This is a genomic window from Proteinivorax hydrogeniformans (assembly GCF_040515995.1).
Taxonomy (GTDB): Bacteria; Bacillota; Proteinivoracia; order Proteinivoracales; family Proteinivoracaceae; genus Proteinivorax; species Proteinivorax hydrogeniformans.
Map to the genome: position 1 here is coordinate 821,495 of NZ_CP159485.1, position 23,823 is coordinate 845,317.

24 protein-coding genes are annotated in these 23,823 nt (G+C 36.2%); 19 read left to right on the forward strand and 5 right to left on the reverse strand.

What is annotated here, in order from left to right:
• Positions 1-23: 23 nt before the first annotated feature.
• Positions 24-1,058, forward strand: a complete 1,035-nt coding sequence (locus PRVXH_RS03895) for an endonuclease/exonuclease/phosphatase family protein (protein WP_353894004.1) — start codon at positions 24-26, stop codon at positions 1,056-1,058.
• 121 nt (positions 1,059-1,179) lie between these two features.
• Positions 1,180-1,557 carry a hypothetical protein gene (locus PRVXH_RS03900; protein ID WP_353894005.1) on the forward strand — a complete coding sequence of 126 codons (378 nt, stop codon included), beginning with the start codon at positions 1,180-1,182 and terminating at the stop codon, positions 1,555-1,557.
• Between the two features lie 65 nt (positions 1,558-1,622).
• On the opposite strand, the gene PRVXH_RS03905 is transcribed toward PRVXH_RS03900, so the two are convergent.
• A complete protein-coding gene (locus PRVXH_RS03905) occupies positions 1,623-2,189 on the reverse strand; it encodes a biotin transporter BioY (RefSeq protein WP_353894006.1) in 567 nt (188 codons plus the stop codon).
• Between the two features lie 3 nt (positions 2,190-2,192).
• A complete protein-coding gene (locus PRVXH_RS03910) occupies positions 2,193-3,857 on the reverse strand; it encodes a hypothetical protein (protein WP_353894007.1) in 1,665 nt (554 codons plus the stop codon).
• A gap of 220 nt (positions 3,858-4,077) precedes the next feature.
• Here PRVXH_RS03910 and PRVXH_RS03915 point away from each other — a divergent pair, with 220 nt between their 5' ends.
• The 5 genes from PRVXH_RS03915 (at position 4,078) to PRVXH_RS03935 (ending at position 6,660) form a co-directional block, all read left to right on the forward strand.
• On the forward strand, positions 4,078-4,608 hold the full coding sequence (locus PRVXH_RS03915; protein ID WP_353894008.1) for a nitroreductase family protein: 531 nt from the start codon (positions 4,078-4,080) through the stop codon (positions 4,606-4,608).
• 34 nt (positions 4,609-4,642) lie between these two features.
• Positions 4,643-5,041 (forward strand): hypothetical protein, encoded by a 399-nt coding sequence (locus tag PRVXH_RS03920; protein ID WP_353894009.1) that lies wholly within the window; start codon positions 4,643-4,645, stop codon positions 5,039-5,041.
• 92 nt (positions 5,042-5,133) lie between these two features.
• A complete protein-coding gene (locus PRVXH_RS03925; RefSeq protein ID WP_353894010.1) occupies positions 5,134-5,529 on the forward strand; it encodes a hypothetical protein in 396 nt (131 codons plus the stop codon).
• Positions 5,530-5,778: 249 nt separating this feature from the next.
• A complete protein-coding gene (locus PRVXH_RS03930; RefSeq protein ID WP_353894011.1) occupies positions 5,779-6,177 on the forward strand; it encodes a secondary thiamine-phosphate synthase enzyme YjbQ in 399 nt (132 codons plus the stop codon).
• Positions 6,178-6,252: 75 nt separating this feature from the next.
• Positions 6,253-6,660: a GNAT family N-acetyltransferase gene (locus PRVXH_RS03935; RefSeq protein WP_353894012.1), complete on the forward strand. Its 408-nt coding sequence runs from the start codon at positions 6,253-6,255 to the stop codon at positions 6,658-6,660.
• A 40-nt stretch (positions 6,661-6,700) separates the two neighbouring features.
• Here the strand turns inward: PRVXH_RS03935 and PRVXH_RS03940 are convergent, their stop codons facing one another.
• Positions 6,701-7,591, reverse strand: a complete 891-nt coding sequence (locus PRVXH_RS03940; protein WP_353894013.1) for a selenium metabolism-associated LysR family transcriptional regulator — start codon at positions 7,589-7,591, stop codon at positions 6,701-6,703.
• Positions 7,592-7,767: 176 nt separating this feature from the next.
• Here PRVXH_RS03940 and PRVXH_RS03945 point away from each other — a divergent pair, with 176 nt between their 5' ends.
• Together PRVXH_RS03945 and PRVXH_RS03950 are read left to right on the forward strand one after the other, a co-directional pair.
• Entirely contained in the window at positions 7,768-8,523 is a 756-nt protein-coding gene (locus tag PRVXH_RS03945; RefSeq protein ID WP_353894014.1) for an acyl-CoA dehydratase activase, read from the forward strand.
• A 32-nt stretch (positions 8,524-8,555) separates the two neighbouring features.
• Positions 8,556-9,683: a double-cubane-cluster-containing anaerobic reductase gene (locus PRVXH_RS03950; RefSeq protein ID WP_353894015.1), complete on the forward strand. Its 1,128-nt coding sequence runs from the start codon at positions 8,556-8,558 to the stop codon at positions 9,681-9,683.
• A gap of 51 nt (positions 9,684-9,734) precedes the next feature.
• Here PRVXH_RS03950 and PRVXH_RS03955 read toward each other — a convergent pair whose 3' ends face one another.
• A complete protein-coding gene (locus PRVXH_RS03955) occupies positions 9,735-11,546 on the reverse strand; it encodes a YgiQ family radical SAM protein (RefSeq protein WP_353894016.1) in 1,812 nt (603 codons plus the stop codon).
• 186 nt (positions 11,547-11,732) lie between these two features.
• Here PRVXH_RS03955 and PRVXH_RS03960 point away from each other — a divergent pair, with 186 nt between their 5' ends.
• A complete protein-coding gene (locus PRVXH_RS03960; protein ID WP_353894017.1) occupies positions 11,733-12,365 on the forward strand; it encodes a cell wall hydrolase in 633 nt (210 codons plus the stop codon).
• Between the two features lie 156 nt (positions 12,366-12,521).
• A complete protein-coding gene (locus PRVXH_RS03965; protein WP_353894018.1) occupies positions 12,522-12,830 on the forward strand; it encodes an ABC transporter permease in 309 nt (102 codons plus the stop codon).
• A gap of 101 nt (positions 12,831-12,931) precedes the next feature.
• On the opposite strand, the gene PRVXH_RS03970 is transcribed toward PRVXH_RS03965, so the two are convergent.
• Positions 12,932-14,527 carry an ATP-binding cassette domain-containing protein gene (locus tag PRVXH_RS03970; RefSeq protein ID WP_353894019.1) on the reverse strand — a complete coding sequence of 532 codons (1,596 nt, stop codon included), beginning with the start codon at positions 14,525-14,527 and terminating at the stop codon, positions 12,932-12,934.
• A 341-nt stretch (positions 14,528-14,868) separates the two neighbouring features.
• On the opposite strand from PRVXH_RS03970, the gene PRVXH_RS03975 reads away from it, so the two are divergent.
• From PRVXH_RS03975 to PRVXH_RS04010, 8 genes are all read left to right on the forward strand, one after another.
• Positions 14,869-15,279, forward strand: a complete 411-nt coding sequence (locus PRVXH_RS03975) for a hypothetical protein (RefSeq protein WP_353894020.1) — start codon at positions 14,869-14,871, stop codon at positions 15,277-15,279.
• Between the two features lie 27 nt (positions 15,280-15,306).
• Positions 15,307-16,797: a hypothetical protein gene (locus PRVXH_RS03980; protein ID WP_353894021.1), complete on the forward strand. Its 1,491-nt coding sequence runs from the start codon at positions 15,307-15,309 to the stop codon at positions 16,795-16,797.
• A gap of 340 nt (positions 16,798-17,137) precedes the next feature.
• Positions 17,138-18,478, forward strand: a complete 1,341-nt coding sequence (locus PRVXH_RS03985) for a sodium-dependent transporter (protein ID WP_353894022.1) — start codon at positions 17,138-17,140, stop codon at positions 18,476-18,478.
• 310 nt (positions 18,479-18,788) lie between these two features.
• Positions 18,789-19,646, forward strand: a complete 858-nt coding sequence (locus PRVXH_RS03990; protein ID WP_353894023.1) for a hypothetical protein — start codon at positions 18,789-18,791, stop codon at positions 19,644-19,646.
• 229 nt (positions 19,647-19,875) lie between these two features.
• Positions 19,876-20,247, forward strand: coding sequence for a potassium channel family protein (locus tag PRVXH_RS03995; RefSeq protein WP_353894538.1), 372 nt, complete (start codon positions 19,876-19,878; stop codon positions 20,245-20,247).
• A gap of 165 nt (positions 20,248-20,412) precedes the next feature.
• A complete protein-coding gene (locus PRVXH_RS04000; RefSeq protein ID WP_353894024.1) occupies positions 20,413-21,648 on the forward strand; it encodes a hypothetical protein in 1,236 nt (411 codons plus the stop codon).
• Positions 21,649-21,733: 85 nt separating this feature from the next.
• Positions 21,734-23,131: a sensor histidine kinase gene (locus PRVXH_RS04005; protein WP_353894025.1), complete on the forward strand. Its 1,398-nt coding sequence runs from the start codon at positions 21,734-21,736 to the stop codon at positions 23,129-23,131.
• Positions 23,118-23,753, forward strand: coding sequence for a response regulator transcription factor (locus PRVXH_RS04010; protein ID WP_353894026.1), 636 nt, complete (start codon positions 23,118-23,120; stop codon positions 23,751-23,753). The genes PRVXH_RS04005 and PRVXH_RS04010 overlap by 14 nt, the downstream gene beginning before the upstream one ends.
• The last annotated feature ends 70 nt before the right edge of the window (positions 23,754-23,823 follow it).

Consider the following 23,823-nt stretch of genomic DNA (forward strand, 5'->3'; position numbering starts at 1 on the left):
ATTATTTTAGAAGGAGACGAAAAATGCTTAGAGCAATAACTTATACTTTAGTTGTTTCAATTTTCGTTGTGTTAACTATCACCGCTACTTTTTTAGCCTTTGTTACGTTTACAACTGAAAAGATAGATGAAAATATAAAGTTAGCTACTTATTCAAACCAAGACAAAGAACTAAATGCAAAAGAGACTTTAACAATCACTACATTTAATATAGGTTATGGGGGACTTAGTAGAGATCAGGACTACTTTGTAGAGGGAGATGACAGAGGGCCAACTAAGAAAAAGACATTAAAAGCTCTAGAAGGCATAACGAACTTTTTAAAAGATGTAGAATCCGACATCATCCTTTTACAAGAGGTGGATACAAGAGCTATGAGGAGTTTTGACATTGATCAGTATAGCTATCTTAAGGAGTCCTTAGTTGACTATGGAAGTGTCTTTGCTTATAACTATAAGACGGCTTGGACAATAGACCCAGCTACTCGCCCTCATGGACATATAGAGTCTGGTATTGCCACATTTTCTCGCCTTAAATTAATGGAAAGTTATAGAAAGCAGCTTCCAGATGACGAAAAGTGGCCAAAGAGACTATTCGAGATGGATCGGTGTATTATAAAATCAAAAATACCAGTAAAAGGCAATAAAAACCTTTATATATTAAACATACACCTTTCTGCCCATGACGAAGACAACGATAAGCGATTAGCAGAACTTAGGTATATTCAAGAAAAAATTAAAAACATTATGGCTGAGGATAATTATATTATAGTTGGAGGTGACTGGAATCAGATATTAAGCACCGCTGATTTAGAGGATTTGCCTCTAGAACAGTGGCCAAAATGGGTTGTGCAAATTCCAGATGACTTTTTAAAGGGGGGCTTTAAATGGGCAGTTGACCATGATACTCCCACAGTTAGAGTGGGGGATGAATATTATAATACAATAGTTGATGGTTTTTTGGTATCATCCAACATAGAAGTTTTGAGCATCGAAGGGCATGATTTAAATTTTGAGAAAAGCGACCATAATCCAGTTACTGTAAAAATATCACTACATTAAGATTATTAAAATTTGCAACACCTTTTTATTAAATATTTTTAATTTTAAATAAAAGGTATTGCAAATTTTTGTTAGTACTGATACAGTATTTATGAGGGTACAATTTGTTGGGGGGATGATTGTGAAAAGGTTTTTTTTAGGAATTTTTGTTGTGCTTTTTACAGTTAACAGCATTGGGTGTTCCTCAGGCACCACAACCCAAAAAAGCAGTGTGAGTATTGATGATGAAACAAAAGATATTTCTGAAGCCTTAAGTATAGACATAGATAGAACTCTTCAAGAGCTTGCCCTTTGCTTTGATGTCAGGATTTCACAGGGGGATCTAAGCTGGCAGGTTTTAAGTCCTCAAGGTCAAGTAGTAAAAGAAGGCAAAGTTGAAAGTGGTGAAAGCTATAGAGAACGTCTTTACTTTGCACCTAGGCAAGGGCGATGGATTGTTGAAGTTGACGGGAAAAAAATAGCTGGCAAGGTGGAAATGGAGTGGGTTGGTACTAAATAGCTTTTAGAAGTTTAAGTTTATATAAAAAAGAAGAACCCAAGGGCTGGATTCTTCTTTTTTATATGTTAACTTAGATTTATAACTTGATATATCCTTTGCGTAACAATAGCAGCTAAGACTGTAAGAGCCAAATCTTTGATAAAAGCTGGAATCATCCAACTTAAAATTACAGAATAATGCACAGCATCTAAACCGACGATTATCCTGTAAGCGAAATACATATAATGGACTCCTAATATATAATTTGTTAACAGTCCTAATAAAGCAGCCATTAAGTAAGTTTTTTGGGTTAAAACGCTAGAGTTTTCCATAAACTTACCAACAACATAAGCTACTGATATAAAAGATAAGATAAAACCAAAAGTAGGACTTAAAATTACATTTAATCCCCCTTGTAAATTTGCAAAAATTGGAGCTCCAGCTAAACCAATGACAGTATAAGCAGTCATAGATAAAACCCCCATACGGCTGCCTAGAAGAATCCCGGCCATAATAGAGAAAAAAGTCTGTAAAGTAACTGGGACTCCGCCTACCATTAAGAAAGAAGTGGCATTAGCTCCTATCGCCATCAGTGCTACAAACAGCCCAGTCAAAACTATGTCGCGGGCTGATAATTTACTTTTTGTTGTCATACTTCACCTCGAAATATTAGATTTGAAATAACTTATTACTCTTTTGAAAAAGTTTGTTTGGGTTATGGGAAATACATCTTTTGCCAGATCACACTCTATTTTAGGCGGATGGTCTGTTACCTGTTTACTTATATAACACTTTCCCTTATCATTAGCTACCATATAAATGGTGTTCTCATCTATAGGCTCAGATAATGGAGCAGACACTCCTCTTGCTTTTGCCACATCGGCGATTTGATTATAGGGCCAATCTAACTGTAACACCCAATCTAAATCAGTGCAAAGCGTATAAAGATTGATATTATCGTGACACATATTTTCATTTATAAACTGTATGTTGCCACTTTCCTCATCAAGATATGCAGCAAGCTTAGGACTATAATGGTAACCCTTAGAGGATAGTTTAGCTACATTAACCTCAAAAAAATTGCTAGTTTGTGGAGCTATTTCTTCAAATTCAACGCTGCAATTGGGCATGTATTTACGCTTGCTTTCTCTACTAAGAAAAAAAGCTGCAAAAGATTCCGCAAAATACTCAGAGCAGTTATCAGTATAATAACTTAAGTCACAGCTACAGCAATTAAACAACTTGGTTGCCTCTTGCGAACAGATGTCTTCAAATTTTTCTGTGTTAGATATATCCTCGAGGAGAAAATAGTCCACTAGATGTCCAATCTCATGAAAAGTAACACAAGTAGCATTATCTACATCCAACCTTACTACAGCTAGACGGTAATTTGGAGAAGCGATACCAGACAGGTGAGAACTAACAACGCCAGAGTCAAGAGACATATTTTCATAGAACTCTGGCTGATCGGAGATGCTTCCGGTTACAAAACGCAAATTTACTCCTAACCGAGTTAACTCCTTTAAAAGCGCAGTAGGTATTCTTTCTATTTCCTCTAGTGCCTGTAAAAGAGTAGACTCGTGCTTATCACTTAAGTTTTTGTCCAGCTGTAAAAATTGATAAAACAAGCTTTTTAAATCATTATCAACTTCTGCTTGAACTATGAAAGGCTCAAGAATTAAGGCGTTAGAAACTTTCTTTTCAGTTAGTTCTATCATATTTAGAAAAAGTTTTTTATGATCTAACTCGTTTGTACTTAACGTTTGCTCAATCCAGCGACGTCCTGCCTGAGAAAGCAAAGCTTCATTAGCATTACAGGAGAAATAAGAACCGTCAGGGCGTAGGAAACTTCCCTCTGTTGGGACCCCGTAAAGCCAATTCCCTTCAAAAATCTTATCTCCATCCAAAGTAAAAAGTTCGCCTTGACCGTGTGGAAGTCCTAACTCCCACTGCCCTTGATAGACAACATTTTCTTTTATATATAGATTGCCCTGTCCGCTAAAATGATTTTTCTCCCAATGCCCTTTATAAGTTAGGTTTTTATCTTGTAACAAACCAAACCCATCGAGATACCCCTCATGAAACTCTCCTTCTATAATTTTTTCTCCTTTTTGGTTAAACACAACACCTTCAGAGTGGGGGGCACCCCCCTTAAGTTGGCCCTGGTATTTAAGTTCCCCGTTGGGATGATAAAGATTTTGCCCTAAACGTATATTTATAAAAACAAATAATAAAGATAATAAAAGCAGAAATATTAAAGCAACTAGTAAAAACTTATTAGACAATATATTAGATCCTCGAGGTAATAATTTTTTAATCATTTAAACACTCCTAAAGAATCATATTGACCTACTATAAAATTCGTGATTAAGCTATCTTAATCCTTGTGATAAACTCCTTTTTCTATTAAGAATCTCAAAAAAAATTAAATAAATAAGGAGGAATTATTATATAAGTATAGAAGAGTTTTTTATAAATATTTTTTGAAAAGCAAGTAATGTTCAATAAAATCGAGTGTACAATCTTAGAGGGGATGATATCATGCTAGAAATTTTAAAAAACAGAAGAAGTATCAGAAAGTATGAAAACAAACGGATAGAACAAGAAAAGTTAGCTAAACTTCTAAAAGCAGTTCTTTTATCACCAACCTCAAAAAATAAGCGACCATGGGAATTTATAGTGGTGGAGGATACTCAGACAATGCAAGAACTATCAAAGGCCAAAAAAGGTGGTTCTCAATTTTTAAAAAATGCTCCATTAGCTATAGTGATAACAGCTGATAGTGGCATTAGTGATGTTTGGGTAGAGGATGCTTCAATTGCCTCCATAACCTTACAATATGCAGCTGAATCTTTAGGTCTGGGCTCATGTTGGGTACAGATTAGAAATAGGGAAAATGATGAGGGTGCCAGCGAGCAGTATGTTCAAGACCTTCTTGGGATTCCTAAAGAAAAACATGTCGAATCAATTATAGCTATTGGCTATCCTGCTGAAGAAAAAGAGCCCCACTCAGATGATGAGTTACTTTATGATAAGATTTATAGGGGTAAATATGGGCAGGCGTATCAATAGTTATAGATTAAACTAAAAAGGAGAGGATACTTTTATGAGGAAACTTTTTGCTTTAGGTGCAGTTATTTTGTTGGCTCTATCGATCGTCGGCTGCTCTAGCTACTCTGCAGATGTGTATGAAAGAGAATCCAGTGGTCAACGGGTAGAGATTACTTTTGAAGAGTTAGATGGCAAAGTTGAAGAGTTAATTCATGTAGATAGAAGTGGTGGACTAGATATTGACGTGCTGATAGACAATGGAGAGATTGAGCTAGAACTTGCTTTTTTAGATGAGGAGGAAGAAGAACCTATTGTAACTGATCAATTATCTCAAGTTTTTGACTCAAATAACGACTTGCAGTATAGCACAGATGATTCCTTTAACAATGGGGTGTATAGGCTGCTACTAAGTGGGGAAGATGCTGACGGAACAGTAGTAATTGATTTTAATTAAAGTTTAAAAAATCCATCCCTTTAAAATAAGGGGTGGATTTTTATTATATATCTAAGTAATTTGAATAGTATTAATAGAAAGGAGGTCATATAATGAAAAGCTTAAGTTATATGTTTATAATAATTATTCTGGTAGCTACATTATCAGGCTGCTCTACATACTCGGTAACTTTTTTTGAAAGTGATATAGTAGATGGAAATGGTCAGCACAGAATATATAGTTTTAAAGAGCTAGACGGTAGGATGGTTGAAGAACTTTCAGTTGAAGCAAGCGAAGGTGTGAGTTTATCCATAGAGGTTACAAAAGGAGAACTAAACTTAGAACTTATAGATCCTAATGGGAATAACATCTTGGTCAATGATCTAATTAAAACATTTGATAAAGAAAATCATTTAAGCTTTATAAGTGAAGATAGCTTTCCTAAGGGAGCATATACACTAGTAATTAAAGGTCAGAAAGCTGATGGTTTAATTGAAATCAAGTTTTGACATATGTTAATTTACTAGATGGGGAAGGATTATACCTAAAAAACGAGAAAGTATTAATAAGCAATAGTTGAATTCTCTCTTATGTAATTTACATATAATAAATTAAAAGTAAAAAGGAGAGGTGTTTTGGGTTTGAGGAAGGTTGGAAATAGGGAAGCATTAATATTTGCCGCAGTTTTAGCACTGATAATATTCGGTGTCCTTTTAATTAGCTATTAAACCACTGTATTTAAGAAAGGGGTATAAGCTGTGTTGTTTAAGCAGGAAATTACCAGTAAAAAACATAGTCAATTTATTGAAATAACAGACATAGTTCAAAAACTTATAGAAAAAAATAATATGAAGTTTGGAATTTGTTATATATACATACCACATACCACTGCAGCAGTGACAATAAACGAAAATGCCGATCCTTCAGTACAAAGAGATATGCTTATGGAACTAGATAAAATGGTGCCTCTAGAAGATGGATATGCTCATATTGAAGGGAACTCAGCAGCACATATTAAGGCAAGCCTGCTAGGCTTTAACCAAACAATATTAGTTGAGAACGGAAGATTACTGTTGGGCACTTGGCAAGGAGTTTACTTTTCAGAATTCGATGGTCCAAAAACAAGAACTATATATATAAAGTTAGTAAGTGAATAAATAGAATGTATGAGGAGGGTAAACTTTTTTTTGCGATATTAAAAATGTTGAAATAAAAAAAAGAGGTGAACTATTATGAAATTTATTTATAAAGATACCAAAAACCCTAATCCTTCAGAAGTATTACAGCTTTATGGTGATGTCAAATGGTCAAATTATACTGACAAACCTCAATCATTATTTAAAGGAATTAAAAATTCTTTAGAGGTAATAACTGCCTGGCAGGATGATAAGCTAGTCGGCCTGATACGAGCAGTTGGTGATGGAGAGAGCATCCTCTATATCCAAGATATACTGGTTCTAAAGGACTATAAAAGAAATGGTATAGGTACAGAGCTAGTTAAACGCCTTTTAGCAAAATACCCCCATATAAGACAAAAGGTACTGTTAACTGATGATTCTGAGGAAACTAGAGGGTTTTATGAAAGTTTAGGTTTTAAAGCAGCTATGAAAGGCCTAATATCATTTGTTAAATTTGATTAAAACAAGGCATTTGCCGTTTTTTGGCAAATGCCTTGTTATGTTAATGAGAGGTGGCGTTTTCTACAATGAAATCCTTAAATCTTTTGCCGAGCGAAGAGAGAGTTCTTTTTTTATGAACTGCTAAATAAAACCAGCGGTGATAGTTTTTAAACTCTTCAAGGTGGTAAATGTTAAGCTTGTCTTTGTTAATGTCAGTTAACGCTAACTTAGATACTATTGACGATGCCATCCCTTCTTTAACGGACTGTGTGATGGACTGTACGTTATCGTAATAACCTATTATGTTAAGCTTGTTAACATCAAAGCCATTGTTTTTCAACACTTTAATAATATTTTCTCTAGTCCCTGACCCAGAAAATCTGAAAACCAAGTTTAGTCTAGATAGTGTCTCTAACCCTATTGGAGCTTCTAGTTTTATATTCTTTGGTGTAATAAGAACAAGCTGCTCCTTAATCAAAGGATAGTACTCAATGCTTTCAGTAAAATGCTTATCCCCTACAAAAGCTATATCAGCCAGTCCCTTTAATAAATGAGTAGCCACCACCTTAGAACTATTTTGTTTAACATAAAATTTACTGTTAGGGTAGTTTTTATTAAATGCACTCACCATTTTAGGGACTATGAACTGTGCTGGAACAGAGCTGGAGGAGATGTTGATTTCTCCTGGTAACTTATCATTATCGCATAAACAATCTAATGCTTTTTTTTTCATAGCGAGAATTTGTTCTGCCCAGTAAAAAAGTTTTTTCCCAGACGGTGTTAAAATAGCCTGTCTGCCGATACGGTCAAACAAAGGTTGGCCCAAATCTTTCTCCAAATTATTTATATGAGTGCTTACGGTGGACTGACTTAAAAATAAGTTTTCTGCTGCTTTAGAAAAGTTCTTTGTTTTTGCTACTTCGACGAAAACCGTTAACTGATGTAAATGCACAAAATCCCCTCCTCATAGTCTTCATTAACAATCTTAAAGGATGACATCGATTTTATCAATAGATAACGCTGCAAACTATCTATAAAAGCTTTTGTATAGCTATAAAATAGCGATTATAATGAAGTTATTAAACTTTAATTACATATGTGAAAAACATATCGTGGAGGGGAAACGTTTTGTACACTGTAGGAATAGATGTAGGGTCAGCTGCTATAAAGATAGTTGCTTTTGATGGTAACGATTATAAATACACAATTGAGCCCACTGGATGGTCTCCCAAAAGTAAAGGAGCGGAAGTTTATAGTCGTTTTCTTAGCGATAACAAAATTTCTTCTGGACATATCAAAAAGGTGGTTGCTACAGGTTATGGGGGAAGAAGATTAGATTTTATCGATGAATATAAAAGTGAGATAACCTGCCATGGCAGAGGGTGCCACGTTTTAGACCCTAGCATTAAGGGAGTTATAGACATAGGCGGTCAAGACAGCAAAGCCATGCTGCTAAACGGCAGTGGTAAGGTGCTAGATTTTACCTTAAATGACAAATGCGCCGCAGGGACAGGAAGGTTTCTTCAGGTCACAGTTAATGCCTTAGGACTAGATATGGACCAGATTGATGCTTTAGCAAATAACAGTAAGCCTCTAGAAATTGATAATATGTGCGCAGTATTTGCTGAAACAGAAGTACTTAATTTGATAGTTCAAGGGGCTAAGCAGGGAGATATTTTAGCAGGCCTATTAAAATCAATAGCCCTTAGAATTGGGAGCTTAGCTGGAAAGGTCGATATAGAGGGAGAAGTAGCTTTTTGCGGTGGTGTTGCTCAAAGCAAAGTACTAACACAAATGGTTGAGCAGTATTGCAATCTAAAAATTAATAAGCTAGAAAATCCGCAAATTACTGGAGCGTTAGGTGCGGCAGTAATAGGATTTTAGCAATATATAAACACACTTAGGGAGGGAATTTAATGCGAGCAAAAACAATGGAGTATTTTGATAGTCTGATTGCAGAAAGTGCTGTAAAAATCAAAGAGGAAAAAGAAAAAGGTAAAAAGGTTATGGGGTATTACTGTGTTTTTTCTCCTGTAGAACTAATAGAGGCATCGGGAGCTTTTAGCGTAGGCCTTTGTGCAACAAAACAGGAGCCGATAGCAGCAGCTGAAAAGCACCTGCCTAGGAATCTTTGTCCACTTATTAAATCAAGTTATGGATTTGCAATTACAGATAAATGTCCCTACTTTTTCTTTGCCGATGCCGTCATGGCTGAGACAACCTGTGATGGAAAAAAGAAAATGTATGAGCTGATGGCTGACATTAAGCCTATGGTTGTTCTTGATATACCTAACTCATCTGTTTATGAAAAAAGAAAACAACATTGGATGGACGAAATTTATAGAGCAAAAGACTTTATAAAAGGTCAGCTTGGACTTGATATTACTGAAGATAAGCTTAAAGAAAAGATTAAGGAACACAATGAAGAAAGAAAGCTTTTAATGGAACTTGTGGCACTAAATAAATCCAATCCAACCCCCATATCAGGCTCTGATCTTTTAAAAGTGCTTTGGGGCAGACAGTTTAAAGCTGATAGAGAAGAGTATATATCTAAAGTAAAGGATTTAATGGAGGAGCTTCAAGACATTATAGCTAATACCGATAAAGTCAAAGGACCAAGAATTTTAGTTACTGGTTCACCTACAGGAGTTGGACAGGAAAAAGTAATAAACGCAATAGAAGAGTTAGGTGGCCAGGTAGTTCTTCAGGAGGCATGTTCAGGAGTAAAAGGACTAGTTGATCTTGTAGATGAAGATAAAAACCCATATGAGGCCCTAGCTGAGAAATACATGGATATACCTTGCTCATGTACCTCCCCTAACACTAGGCGTTTTGATTTAACAAATAAACTTGTAGAAGAATACAACATCGATGGTATAGTAGACATAACACTACAAGCATGCCATACTTATAACATCGAGTCTTACCAGCTAAAAAAAGCAGTAAATGCTCCTTTTACCCAAATAGAAACTGACTATAGTCAATCAGATGTAGAACAAATTAAACTTAGAATAAGTTCCTTGTTTGAGTTAATTGAAGGGTAAAACTAAAGCCTGTTGAGAGAAGAATCTCAACAGGCTTTTTTATTGGCAACTTTAGATGCGAACGGCTTTGCGAGGTCTAATTAAGGCTTTTTCACCGTAACCTACAAGATCCATTCGACCTGCTTTTTTTAAAGCCTTTAAAACTAAATGATAATTTTTGGGGTTTTTATACTGAATTAGCGCTCGTTGCATCGCCTTTTCGTGGGGAGCTTTAGGCACATACACCTCATCCATTGTTCGAGGGTCAATTTCAGTATAATACATACATGTAGAAAGAGTGCCTGGAGTGGGGTAGAAATCTTGAACCTGTTCTGGCGTATGTCCTATATCTCTTAAATATTCCGCTAACTCAATCGCAGCGTCAAGGTCAGAGCCGGGGTGACTTGACATAAGATAAGGAACTAAGTATTGTTCTTTTCCAATTTGCCTATTTACTTTATAAAATTTATCGGCGAATTTTTCATAAACTTCTCGCTTGGGTTTACCCATCTTACTTAAAACTTTAGGTGAAATATGCTCTGGTGCTACTTTAAGCTGTCCGCTGACATGGTGCTCACATAACTCCTCAAAAAAGCTATCATCCGTGTCCTTTAAAAGATAATCATAGCGAATCCCAGAGCGGATAAACACCTTTTTAACACCCTGAATATCTCTAAGCTCTTTTAAAAGCTCGCTATAATCACTATGACTTGCCTTAAGGTTTTTACAAGGTTTGGGGTATAAGCACTGCTTGTCAGTACAGACTCCATGTTTAGTTTGTTTTTGACATGCTTGAGTTCTAAAGTTTGCTGTGGGACCGCCCACATCATGGATATATCCTTTAAAATCGCTCATATCTACCATTTCTTTTGCTTCATTAACTATGGCCTCTTTACTACGGTTTTGAATGATTCTCCCCTGATGAAAGGTGAGGGCGCAAAATGAACAGCCCCCAAAACAACCTCTGCTACTTACTAGGCTAAACTTGACCTCTTTTATAGCTGGAACTCCGCCGTCCTTCTCATATATAGGATGATAGGTTTTAGTAAAGGGGAGGAGATAGATGCTGTCTAGTTCATCTGTTGTCATCGGCGGGGCCGGTGGGTTTTGTACCACATAAGTATTTTTATTATACTGCTCAATTAATGTATCAGCGCTTATAGGGTCAGTATTTCTATACTGGAGTTTGAAGCTTTTGGCATAGGCGCTTTTGTCTGAGCTAACCTCTTTAAAAGAAGGTAAGAATTTCCCCTGATATACACTAGAAGGATCACTTGTTTTAAACACAGTACCCTTAATATAGGTTAAGTGGTCTATAAGTAATCCACTTTTTAAACCTTCTGCTATTTCAACAATTTGTTTTTCTCCCATACCATAGACCAAAAGGTCAGCTTTAGAATCTAGCAGAATTGACCGACGGACTTTATTATCCCAATAATCGTAATGTGCCAGCCTCCTAAGACTAGCTTCAATACCACCTAAGATTATCGGCACATCCTTGTATGCTTCTTTAGCTCTGTTTGCGTAGACGATTGTAGCCCTATCCGGCCGCTTGTGCCCTTGCCCGCCAGGAGAGTAGCTATCATCATGCCTGCGTTTTTTTGAAACGGTATAGTGGTTGACCATTGAATCAATGTTACCACCGGTAATTAAAAAAGCGTACTTGGGTTTGCCTAAAAGTTTAAAGTCATCGGCTGACTCCCAGCTGGGCTGGGGGATTATTCCCACAGAAAAGCCCTGACTTTCAAGGACCCTGCCGATAATGGCAGCTCCAAATGAGGGGTGATCTACATAGGCATCACCACTGATTATAACAAAATCTAACTGGGTTATATTCCTTTTTAACAAATCTTCTTCATTTATAGGTAAAAATCCATTAGTCATTTAAATCCTCCTGAAAATAATAGGTGTTACTATTATATAGCATTTTTATATTTTTAACAAAGTGTGAAGTAATGTCAAATAATGTTGACAAAAGTCGAATGAACTAATAATATAGTATCTTGGTTAAGAGAAATAGAATAAACTTTTAATTTGAGATTTATATTTTTTATGAGGAGGAAACTAAAAATGCTAATAAAGGCAAAAGTACCTGCTAAAAATAGTATGTTATTTTTGGTTTATACATTTATAGTAGTATTTACGTTCTTATCAGTGTTTGGAGCTATTTACTTTGCACAATCTATCTCACAGCAGTCGAACCTTAGGTCATATAACTCAAACTATGCTTATGGTCTAGAAAAAGAGAATGATAAAGATGATCACGAATATGAGGCGTCTAATACTAAATACGGTGGTCTAAAACCTAACTACTATAAAGGGTTTAACCCAAAATTTAGTAGAGATGAGGTTGAGCTGTTAGAAAATATTGTGACTGCTGAATCCCAAGGAGAACCATTAAAGGGCAAAATAGCAGTGGTTAATGTAATTTTAAACAGGGTAGATAACGACCACTACCCTGACTCAGTAGAAGAGGTGATATTTCAACAGGGACAATTTAACCCTACATGGGATGGTAGCCTAGAAAGAGTTAACAATATTACACCTAAAACAAAGGAAGCTGTTGGGCGCGCGATTGAAGGGCAGCAGTCGGTTCCTAGCAACACCTTGTTTTTTATGAACCAAGAAATTGCCGAGGACTTTACTATTGCTAACACACGGCAATATGTTAAAACCATTGGGAACCATACGTTCTTTAGGTAATAATAAAATAGCTCAAAGTTAATACTGTATTATCCAAAGTAAGAACCTTAATTATATGGTTCTTACTTTTGGTTTTTAAAGAGCACAAAACTTAACTAGCTTTACAAGGCAGAAATTTGTAAAGATTTCCTGTTAGATTGATACTTTTTACTGTTTTTGTTAGCAACATTGTTAATTGGGGTGTTATTAGGTATTTATGCCAAGTCACCATCTAGGCTAATTATGTATTCGCAGATAATTTTTTTGCCTTCAATGATGCTTTCAGGGATAATGTTTCCTGCAGACATGCTACCAACGGTGTTAGAAACAATAGGCTTAATTTTACCAGCAACCCATGGGATGCGCATACTAGCGGCAGAAAGTTTTATCGCAAGTAGTTACCTTACATTAATTCTGTTTATAATCTTATCGCTTATAATAATAGGGCTAAGGTTAAAAAGGTTAAACTACGAGGATGTTCATTAAACAATAAAATAATAGTATAAAAAAGTAAGCTAGTAAGGTGTTACACCTTACTAGCTTACTTTTTTATCGCAGGTTAAGACTCCTACAGATTTTATATAACCTTATTTATTTTCTAGCTTCCACTGCAGGTAATCTTCATAACTTGTTTGTTTGTCTATAATACCATCGGCAGTTATTTCTATTATTCGATTTGCCGTCGTTTTGATGATTTCATGATCGTGTGAAGTAAAGATTAATGTTCCCTTATAATTTATCAATGCTTTGTTAAGAGCAGTGATTGACTCTAAATCAAGGTGATTTGTGGGCTCATCAAAAAGCAAAACGTTAGCTCCACTTAGCATCATTTTGGCAAGCATGCACCTAACCTTTTCTCCTCCGGAAAGCACATCGGCTTTTTTAAGAGCTTCTTCACCTGAAAACAGCATCCTACCAAGCCATCCTCGGATAAAAGACTCCGATTTTTCCTCTGAAAACTGTCTTAGCCAGTCAACTAAGGTTAAATCACAATCGTCAAAATAAGAAGAGCTATCATTAGGAAAATATGAGCATGAAGTGGTCACTCCCCATTTGAACTCTCCAGAATCTTGTGTTGCGTTCTCCATTAGGATATCAAAAAGGGCAGTTTTAGCAATTTCATTTTCGCCCAAGATAGCAATTTTGTCACCCTTGTTTACAGTAAAGCTGATGTCATTTAAGAGAACTTCTTCACCCACAGATTTTGAAAGGTTCTTTACAGATAATAGATCATTACCAACCTCTCTATCTGGTTTAAAGTCCACAAAAGGGTATCGTCTAGAAGATGGCTTTATATCTTCAAGCTCTAAATTATCAAGAATTTTTTTTCTAGAGGTAGCTTGCTTTGACTTAGACGCATTGGCGCTAAAGCGTCTAACAAACTCCTGCAACTCCTTCATTTTAGCTTCTGTTTTCTGGTTAGCTTCCTTTGCTTGCTTTTGGGCTAGCTGGCTAGATTCATACCAAAAATCATAATTTCCTGGGAAAACTGTTATTTTACTAAAGTCAATATCAGTTATATGGGTGCAAACTTGATTTAAAAAGTGTCTGTCATGGGACACTACTATAACTGTATTTTCAAAGTTATGGAGGAAATTTTCCAACCAATTGATAGCTTCTATGTCTAAATGGTTAGTAGGCTCATCTAGCAGAAGAATGTCAGGGTTACCGAAGAGCGCTTGAGCAAGTAGGACCTTTACTTTTTCCACACCGTTGAGCTCTTCCATTTTTTTGTTATGATATTCACTTGAAATACCTAAACCGTTTAGTATACTTTCAGCATCAGCTTCCGCATCCCAGCCGTTAAGTTCAGCAAATTCAGCTTCAAGTTCAGCGAGCTTAATGCCATCTTCATCAGAAAAGTCTGATTTAGCATAATAAGCTTCCTTTTCTTCCATAATCTCTATCAACCTTTTATGCCCCATTATAACTGTTTTTACAACGTTATATTGGTCATATTCATGATGGTTTTGTTTTAGCACACCAAGACGAAGATTTGAAGCTATGCTAACATTTCCACTTGTAGGCTCTATCTCTCCAGATAGAATTTTAAGAAATGTTGACTTCCCTGCACCATTAGCACCGATAAGCCCATAGCAGTTTCCGGGGGCGAACTTTATATTTACATCTTTAAAAAGAACCCTGCCACCATAACGAAGGCTTAAATTTGTTGTAGTTATCATTATTTTATCCGTCCTTTACTTATAAATTAACCCCTCAATCATATCACAAATGAGGTAAAGCCACAATGTAATAGCTAAACTGTTATGCAAAGAAAAAGATAAAGAGAAACTAGCACTTTAAATGTGTTCGAAAATAAAGCATGTTCAGAATATGAACAGCACTTTTATACGTTGCCATAAAGGGGATGTGTCTTTTGAGTGTATTAAATAACTACATAACTTATACAACCTAAAACTTAGCAAAAACTCAGTCAATACCAATATTAAGGAGTTGGCATACGCCTTGCTTGTTTATAAAGTGACAATTATATTACTTTATAGTTTAGAGAGGAGGTCCTTTGATGAATGATCAAATGGTAAAAGTTATTTTATTGGCTGCAGTGCTAATGCTAGTGGCTTTATTTGGGGATTTTGTTTACTTATTTGCTCTATCGTTCCCAGTGTTAATGTTTGCTTGGATGTTTTTAGGTGCTTTAAGAAACGGCTCTATTGGAAGTGGCTATAAAGCATCTTTAATCTCTGTTTTGGTAGTATGGTTAGGTGGATTTGTTACTATGAACTTAATGGACACTGCCGCAGAACCGTCGGTTTATATTGGAGGTTTTCCAGTTGCAACGGCGATTATGGTTTATGTAGTTTGGATTCTACCGTTTATTCTTGGAACTTATGCATATGGCTACTTCTTTGAAAAAGATTGCATTACCAAAGAAGAGCTAAAAACTTTGGAAAACAAATTCCGTAAAGAATCGTAAATTGATCATTGAAAGGAGTTGAGAGATGTGAATACTATTATAACCATAGCTGTTATATACCTTATTGGTGTTTTTGCCATAGGTATCTGGGCTATGCGTAGGACGAAAACCTCGGAAGATTTTTTTATTGCAGGTAAAAGCTTAGGAATTTTTGTCGCTGCTATGGCAGTATTTGCGACAGCACTTAGCGGTTTCTTATTTATTGGGGGACCAGGATTGACATATTCGGTAGGAATGGGAGCTCTTTGGTTCACTTTTCCTACATCAATATCTTTTGCAATGGCTTGGTATATTTTAGGGAAAAGAATGCGCCTTTTAACTGATGCTACAGGGGCAATGACGGTTGCTGATGCAGTTTACTATAGGTTTAAAAGTAGAGCTGCCAGTGGGTTAACTGGAGTTGCTACCTTAGTGGGAATTGTTGTGTTTTTAGGAACCCAAGTGTTGGCTTTAGGAACCATAATTGCATATATTTTTCCTGCTATAAGTGTTACTCAAGGTGTTATTATAGGAATGACAATAGTTGCCCTTTATTCTGCAGCTGGTGGAATTTTGGCAGGAACATACACCAGTGTTTTTCAGGGTTCAATTATGGCAGTTGGTTCATTTTTAGTTTTTATTTTAACCTTAACTACAGGAGATGGATTGACAAACATTACACAAACGATAGCTACACAACCCTTTACAGATATGGGAACTGCCATGCCTGAGTTTGTAGGCCCTTGGGGGCTAGTGGGACCAATGGTGGCTATGAGTTGGTTTTTCGCGCTATCTATCGGAATTGTGGGGCAACCACACGTTGTCTCTAGATTATATATGATAAAAGACGTTAACAAACTTAAATGGGGGCCGGCAGTAGCTGCTGTTCCTGCTATTCTTGGTGGCTTGCTATTTTTTGGAGTAGGTTTAGTTATGCGCTATCTTGTTATGACAGGGGAAATAGCTCCTCTTGCTAACCCTGACGATGCGATTTTGGTATTTTTAACAGAATTTACTCCTCCTGTTCTAGCTGGTATTGTACTAGCTGGTGTGGCTGCAGCGATAATGTCTACATGTGATGCTTTTATAAACATAGCTTCAGCTGCTGCCGTAAGGGACTTACCTAGGGCATTTGGCAAAAAACTATCTGATAAAAAACAGCTTGTTTATGGAAGGATAGCTGTTGTTACCATCTCAGTAATTACTGTGGTAACTGTTCTACAGATGGGTGATGATGGTATAGCACTATTAGGTGCAGTTGGCTGGGGAACATTTGCAGCAGCATTAGCACCTGTTTTGGGTCTTGGGTTGAATTGGAAGCGTGCCACTAAAGAAGGTGCCATTGCTTCTATAATAGTTGGGCTCGTGTCTAGCGTGGGCTTTGAGATTTTAGCAACCATAGGTGTTTATGAACTTCCTAATGGTATATATATCGGGGCTCTATCTATGGTCCTATCACTTATTGCCTTTATAGCAGTTTCTTTTGCAACAAAACAAGAGCAGCTTGATGAGGTAATGGAAACAGTGATGGACGCATAAACTTAAAAAATGATAAAAAGCTGTCGACTGCGGTCGGCAGCTTTTTTTGCGCTCAGATCTAAGTGGCAGTTAAGCATAGACTCTAAAGTAATTTTTAAAAAAAGTTTTTAATCAGGGAAGGATTTTGGTTTTAAAGCTAGAAGATGGCTACATAGACAGTATATTTAAAATTATCAGTTAAATAAAATCAATCCTAACAACTTAATGATTCATAACTATCTTAAATAACGAAACGTTAAGTTTCGTTTAAATAAATTACGACGGAGGTGGTATTTTTTAAGCCAAATCGTTAGCTAACATGCCTTAGAATTTAATAAATATCTCAGGAGGGAGTATTTATATGCTAAAAGAAAGAGAACAATGGAAGTCACGGTTAGGATTTATCCTGGCAGCCACAGGTTCTGCCGTAGGGCTGGGCAATGTATGGAGGTTTCCATTTGTTGCCGGTGAACAAGGTGGTGCAGCTTTCTTAGTTATCTATCTGATAGCGGTAGCTTTTATAGGTTATCCCTTGATGGTCACCGAAATTTCAATCGGTAGAAAAACTCAAAGAAACCCGATAGGGGCGTTTAAGGCACTAGCTCCTAATACTCCATGGTGGATTGTAGGAGGAGTGAGTGTTTTAGCAGGGTTTATTATATTAAGTTATTATTCAGTAATAGCTGGTTGGTCTCTAGCTTTTATCATAGAATCAATAGCTGGCTTTCCGGAAGGGATAGAGGCAACAGATCAACTCTTTGGCGGTCATAAAACAGGAATTGCTAAGCCGATTTTTTATCATGCACTGTTTATGGTGATTGTAATAGGTGTAATTTCCGCAGGTGTAGTCAAAGGAATACAGAGGGTAGTACAATGGTTGATGCCTATATTAGTAGTACTTTTACTCATGGTGGTCGTCAGGTCTGTAACTTTACCTGGTGCAAGTGAAGGAATAGCATTTTTGTTTAGGCCAGACTTTAGTGCAGTTTCTTGGGATACTATTTTAAGTGCTGTAGGTCAGTCCTTCTTCACGTTAAGTCTTGGAATGGGTGCTATTATAACTTATGGTAGTTATCTTTCCGCAAAGGAGAACATTCCTAGTAGCTCAGTTCAGGTAATAGGTGCAGACACTTTGATTGCCATTATTTCTGGCCTAGCTATATTCCCAGCAGTTTTTGCTTTAGGATTTGCTCCTGATGAAGGCGCAGGTTTAGTATTTGTTACGTTACCTGCTGTATTTGCAGAAATGCCTTTTGGTGGGGGGGTTGGATTTTTATTCTTTGTACTGTTATCCATAGCCGCCCTTACCTCTGCTATATCACTTCTAGAGGTGGTTGTATCATATTTTGTTGATGAAAAAGATTGGCCAAGGAAGAAAGCGGCAGCAAGCATAGGTATAGCAGCCTTTTTCGTAGGGTTGTTACCGGTGTTGGGTTACAGTGCTTTAGATCATATTAAATTCTTAGGTATGGATATTCTAGACACTTACGACTTTTTTGCAGATAGCATCATGTTACCTCTCGGTGGTGCTTTGACAGCGGCGTTTGCCGGACATGTATGGAGCACAAAATCCTTAATGGAAGAGGCAAATAAAGAAAGTAAATCGTTTAGGATAGGAAGTTGGGTAGGCCCCTTTTTAAAATATATAATTCCAATTGGCATTATAATTGTTATGATTGCTGGAATTATTGAAGTGCTTTAAAATACAGCTGTAAAATTGAATGACAAAAGCCACATTTATGTATCTGACATATATGTGGCTTTTGTCAGCTCTTTGTTTATAATAACAATCAGCAAGCCATGAGTAAGTAAATGGCTGTTGATGAGGTTTTTCTTTTTGGTCTGATGCTTAGGCTTAAGATAAATTAAATATTTATTAATATATTAAATAAGCTTAATATATATTGCAATTAAAGAGTTCTAAGCTATATTATATATTAATGGGTAAATACACTACTGGTTATAGTTAACCAAGTTGGGAGGGGTTTAAAATAAAAAAAGTAATATCTTTATTGCTGCTTACTTTCCTTTTAGTAGGCTGTAGCGTTAACATCAACATAGGGCTTAACTCCAAAAGGTATGAAACTACAAAAGAGCTAAAAGCGGCCTATTATGAAGGAATTAAGCTGGACGTTTTAACAAGTACAGGAGACGTTACAGTTGAAAATTGGGACGAGGACATGGTTTTTATAGAAGCTATTATAACGGGGATAGCTTCTACAGAAGAGGCTGCAGAGAGTAACGCCTATAATACCGAAATCGAAATAGATTCTGATGATAAGCGGATTAAAATAAGAAGTAAAGTTCCTAAAAATATGGATCGCTCCAGCGGAGCAACAGTAGCTTATAACATAAAAATCCCTAAAGACTTTGGAGGGACTTTTAAATCCAGTACCGGCAAAATAGATATAGCTTCTGCAACAAATGACTTAAGCATATCAACTAGTACAGGGGATGTAATAATATCTGACCTTAAAGGTGACTTAGATATAAAAACCAGTACCGGTGATGTTTATTTAGGTAGTGTAAATGGAAACTTAAAACAAAGAGCAAGCACAGGAGACCTTACCATTGAATATTTAAACGGAACCGTTGATGTCGCAGCCAGCACCGGAAAATTTAACGGAAAATTAGAGCTAACGGGCAAAAACAACAAAATTCAAAGTTCAACTGGAGATATAAAGGTTAGTTTAATTAACCCAGCTTTAAGGTTGAGAGCCGACACCAGCACCGGCCGCATAGATATAGGTGAGCTAGATCTAAAGTCAGTTACCCTAAAAGATAGAAAAATTGAAGGAGTGCTAAATTCAGAAGATGGAACATTAAAAATAACAACATCCACCGGTGATATAGCCATTAATGTGAAGTAGGTGTTAATGAGAAGTGGAAGGCTTATTAATTAGTCTTGAGCGGTCAATATCTTTACAAACAGTACTAATGGGAATAGTATAAACAGTGCGGTGTTTTTTCCTCAGATTCGTTTTTTAGTTGTTATACGGATTTTGAGGCTGCTCCGCTTATTTAGTGTTCTAAAGATGGGACGTTATGTAAGCGAGTCCAGTCACCTTCTCTAAGCACTTAAGGCTAGCCAGACATAAAATAACCGTATTTTTACTAACCATATCCTTTATTATAATTATAGTTGGTTCTTTAATGTATATAATTGAAGGCCCAGAAAATGGTTTTGTTAACATTCCAGAGTCCATGTATTGGGCAGTAGTTACTGTTTCAACTGTAGGGTACGGCGATATTTCCCCTCAAACACCTCTAGGAAAGCTGTTGGCAGGAGTATTGATGATTGTAGGATATGGCATTATAGCTGTACCTACAGGAATCATATCCCATGGATTGGCAAAAAGTCCAAAAAACCATATAAAACTAAAAAATTGCCTTAGATGCGACTTAGATTTTCCTCGCCATGATGATAAGTTTTGTTCAAAATGTGGGACTTTGCTGGCATCTAAAAAATAACAGTAACAATTTATTTTGAGAGTTTATATCCAACCAATAATAGTGACAAATGTCCAAGCTTAAGGACATTTGTCACTATTATGTGTTTAGCAAAAAAATGCTATCATGTAGTAGGAAGTGCAAGTTATCTTTTTAACAAACAAAATTGCAAGGGGGAATAATTTAATGAAAAAGTTTTTAATGATTGTTTTAAGCTTAGTTTTAATAATGGGACTAGCAGTTGGTTGCACCTCAACAGCTGACAATGGTGAAAAGGACTCAGTGGTAGATAATGGAGATGAAATCGTAGCAGACGGCTTCTATGATGATGGAAGATACAGAGGTATCTATGAAGATAGAGGTGAGCAGCAAGTTAGCATTCAATTTCACTTAGAAGATGGTGTTCTTACAGACTTAAGCTACAGGCACCTATATCACTCTGGAGTTGACTACCGCGAAATTGGCGATGATCATGCACTTTATCCAGTATTAGAGCAACATGATCAAGTTTTAGAGTACTTAGAAGGAAAACCGCTAGAAGCTATTGCAGATTTATACTCCACAGAAGACTTTGTAGATGACATCGACGTCTACACAGGAGCTACAATCAGAGGAAGTAAGATAGTTTCTGCTATACAAGATGGCCTAAACAGAGGATTATATACTCCAGATGGTGAATTTAGCAGAGAGATTACAGAATATGATGATGGAAGATATAGAGGTATTTACGGCGACAGAGGCGAACAACAGGTAAGTATTCAGTTCCATTTAGAAGACAACGTGCTTACAGATTTAAGTTATAGACATCTTTATCATTCAGGAATTGATTATCGTGATATGGACGAAGATGATAGCCTATATGCAATTGTTGAGCAACATGAACAGCTTCTAGAATACTTAGAAGGTAAACCACTAGAAACTATTTTTGATTTACACTCACCTGGAGATTTTGTAGAAGATGTGGATGTTTACACAGGAGCAACTATTAGAGCAAACAAAGTATTCTCAGCTATGATGGATGGGTTAAATAGAGGGCTGTACTCCCCAGATAATGAGTTTAGTACAGAACTACCTGATTACGAAGATGGTCGCTACAGAGGAATTTTTGGCGACAGGGGAGAGCAACAAGTAAGCATTCAGTTTCACCTAGAGGATAATGTGCTTACCGATATAAGCTACAGACACTTATATCACTCCGGCATTGATTACCGTGATATTGATGAAGACCATACACTTTACCCAGTAGCTGAGCAACACCAACAAATCATTGAATATTTAGAGGGTAAGTCATTAGAATCAGTTTTTGACCTACACTCTCCTGGTGAATTTATTGAAGATATTGATGGATATACTGGAGCAAGCATTAGAGGAAATAAGGTGTTCTCTGCTATAATCGATGGACTAAACAGGGGCATCTACTAGATGCTTATAACACAAAAGGGTCTCTTATGAGGCCCTTTTGTGTTATAATATAACCTATAATTTAGCTTTCTAAGAGGAGGAGCCTATGTTACCACAGCAGTTCGTACTTCTTTACTTGGTGTATGGCTTTGCTTTTGTCAATCTAGGTATCTCAGCCTTACAGCAAAGTAGTAAACTAAATAGTAATTTTGCCTTTGTAAACAATATAAAATATCTAGGGTATTTCGGAGTTGCTCATGGCATAACTGAGTTTGTAACTATGCTTACTTGGACCGGACTATATAATGACTATTACCTACAAATGTTTGTATTTAATAGCCTTCTCAAAGCGGTATCTTTTGTAGCATTATTTCTTTTTGGGGCAAACCTACTTGCTCCTAAGTTTAAGCGTTATTTTAGCTTTTATATATCTACTGTTTTTAGTGTATGGCTAATGATATTTATTTTTTTAGGCGTACGGCACGGTTTTGTTCAACATATAGATCAGCCTATTTATAATATAATATTTATTAGGTACTTTATGGCTTTTCCGGCTGGTGTAATAACATGTATTGCGTTGCTAACAGATGCTAGTGCTATAAGAAAGTCAAAAATATATAAAATAGCAATTAAGTATAGGGCCCTTGCGATTGCTTTTTTAGTCTACGGTCTACTAGATGGATTGATTGTAGGATATCATGACTTTTTTCCCGCTAATCTAATCAATAATGATATGTTTATGGAGGTATTTGGGTTTCCGGTACAAGTAGCAAAAACATTAACTGGGATAACTATTAACCTACTTTTTTTAAGAATAATTTATATATTTAACTGGGAAAGAGATGAAAAGTTGCAGCAGCTCAATCAAAGTAAGCTTGTAAATGACGAGAGAAGAAAATTAGGAAGAGAGATTCATGATAATGTTATTCAAGACCTTTTTGCAACCGGTTTGCAGGTGGAGTTTGCTATAAAGAAAGAAGATGATGACCTACAGCAAAAACTGCTTCTAGATATAAAAAAAAGCATCAACCATTCTATTAGTTCTATTAGAAAGTTTATGATAAGAGACTCTAGCAAGGTGATAGATGTAGAAGAATTTAATGAAAATGTGAAAATGTTAGTGGAGCAATTTGATAAAATAATAGATGCAAAAGTTTCCTTTGCTTATAGGATTCCCGATTATAACTTAGGTAAGTTAACTAAAGATACAGCCACTCAGATCTATTACATTATTCAAGAAGGGTTAAGCAATGTCGCTAAACATTCAGAAGCTTCAAAAGTAGAAATTTTATTAACATCTAGCATAAACACTTTAGAGGTAAGAATTATGGATAACGGGATAGGATTTACCATGTCTGAAACAAGTTCTAAAAACATAGGATTAAACTCTATGAAGCAACGGGCTAAACAAATTAGCGGTAGTTTTCAGATAAATAGTGAGAAAAATACTGGAACAGAAATTTTGATATCAATACCATGGGGGAATATAAGTGAACAAAATTAAATTATTTCTAGTGGAAGACCATAGTATTGTGCGAAAGGGACTTAAACTAATTCTGGATTATCATGAAGATTTCGAAATATGTGGTGAAGCAGAGTGTATTTCAGAGGCGCTAGAAAATATCTCTAAAGCAAAGCCTGATATAGTTTTATTAGACATAAAATTACCAGATGGCGATGGCGTTACTGCCTGTCAGGAAATCAAAAAAAGATGCAGTCAGTGTAGGGTGCTTATTCTAACAGCCTTTACGGAGAAACATATGGTATTAGAAGCCGTAAAGGCTGGAGCTGATGGTTATTTACTAAAAAGTGCAGAAAGTGATATATTGTTTGATTCGATAATAAAAGTTTATCAGGGTCTATCTGTGTTAGATCCTAAAATTACTAAAGATGTACTAAAAGAGGTAAAAAGCATCGGAGAAAATGGCGACGACAACTTAACTAGCAAAGAGCAGTTGATTTTAGAGCTAATAAGCTCGGGGAAAACCAATAAGGAAATAGGTCATCACCTTAATTTAACAGAGAAAACAGTAAGAAACTATATTAGCAAAATTTTTAAAAGGATAAACGTAGCAAATAGAACAGAAGCTGCTAGATATTGGATGAGAAAGAGTGTCTTCAAATAATAACGCCTTTAATTGAATATGATGTTAAAAAGCAAAAACCTAGCTTAACACTAGGTTTTTGCTTTTTAAC

What these genes read in the sequence shown, in the direction of transcription:
- PRVXH_RS03970 (WP_353894019.1), bottom strand. Translation starts at nt 14,527, where the DNA reads ATGATAACTACAACAAATTTAAGCCTTCGTTATGGTGGCAGGGTTCTT.
- PRVXH_RS03950 (WP_353894015.1), top strand. Translation starts at nt 8,556, where the DNA reads ATGCGAGCAAAAACAATGGAGTATTTTGATAGTCTGATTGCAGAAAGT.
- PRVXH_RS03935 (WP_353894012.1), top strand. Translation starts at nt 6,253, where the DNA reads ATGAAATTTATTTATAAAGATACCAAAAACCCTAATCCTTCAGAAGTA.
- PRVXH_RS03895 (WP_353894004.1), top strand. Translation starts at nt 24, where the DNA reads ATGCTTAGAGCAATAACTTATACTTTAGTTGTTTCAATTTTCGTTGTG.
- PRVXH_RS03910 (WP_353894007.1), bottom strand. Translation starts at nt 3,857, where the DNA reads ATGATTAAAAAATTATTACCTCGAGGATCTAATATATTGTCTAATAAG.
- PRVXH_RS03925 (WP_353894010.1), top strand. Translation starts at nt 5,134, where the DNA reads ATGAAAAGCTTAAGTTATATGTTTATAATAATTATTCTGGTAGCTACA.
- PRVXH_RS03960 (WP_353894017.1), top strand. Translation starts at nt 11,733, where the DNA reads ATGCTAATAAAGGCAAAAGTACCTGCTAAAAATAGTATGTTATTTTTG.
- PRVXH_RS03915 (WP_353894008.1), top strand. Translation starts at nt 4,078, where the DNA reads ATGCTAGAAATTTTAAAAAACAGAAGAAGTATCAGAAAGTATGAAAAC.
- PRVXH_RS03985 (WP_353894022.1), top strand. Translation starts at nt 17,138, where the DNA reads ATGCTAAAAGAAAGAGAACAATGGAAGTCACGGTTAGGATTTATCCTG.
- PRVXH_RS03955 (WP_353894016.1), bottom strand. Translation starts at nt 11,546, where the DNA reads ATGACTAATGGATTTTTACCTATAAATGAAGAAGATTTGTTAAAAAGG.
- PRVXH_RS03975 (WP_353894020.1), top strand. Translation starts at nt 14,869, where the DNA reads ATGAATGATCAAATGGTAAAAGTTATTTTATTGGCTGCAGTGCTAATG.
- PRVXH_RS04000 (WP_353894024.1), top strand. Translation starts at nt 20,413, where the DNA reads ATGAAAAAGTTTTTAATGATTGTTTTAAGCTTAGTTTTAATAATGGGA.
- PRVXH_RS03920 (WP_353894009.1), top strand. Translation starts at nt 4,643, where the DNA reads ATGAGGAAACTTTTTGCTTTAGGTGCAGTTATTTTGTTGGCTCTATCG.
- PRVXH_RS03905 (WP_353894006.1), bottom strand. Translation starts at nt 2,189, where the DNA reads ATGACAACAAAAAGTAAATTATCAGCCCGCGACATAGTTTTGACTGGG.
- PRVXH_RS04005 (WP_353894025.1), top strand. Translation starts at nt 21,734, where the DNA reads ATGTTACCACAGCAGTTCGTACTTCTTTACTTGGTGTATGGCTTTGCT.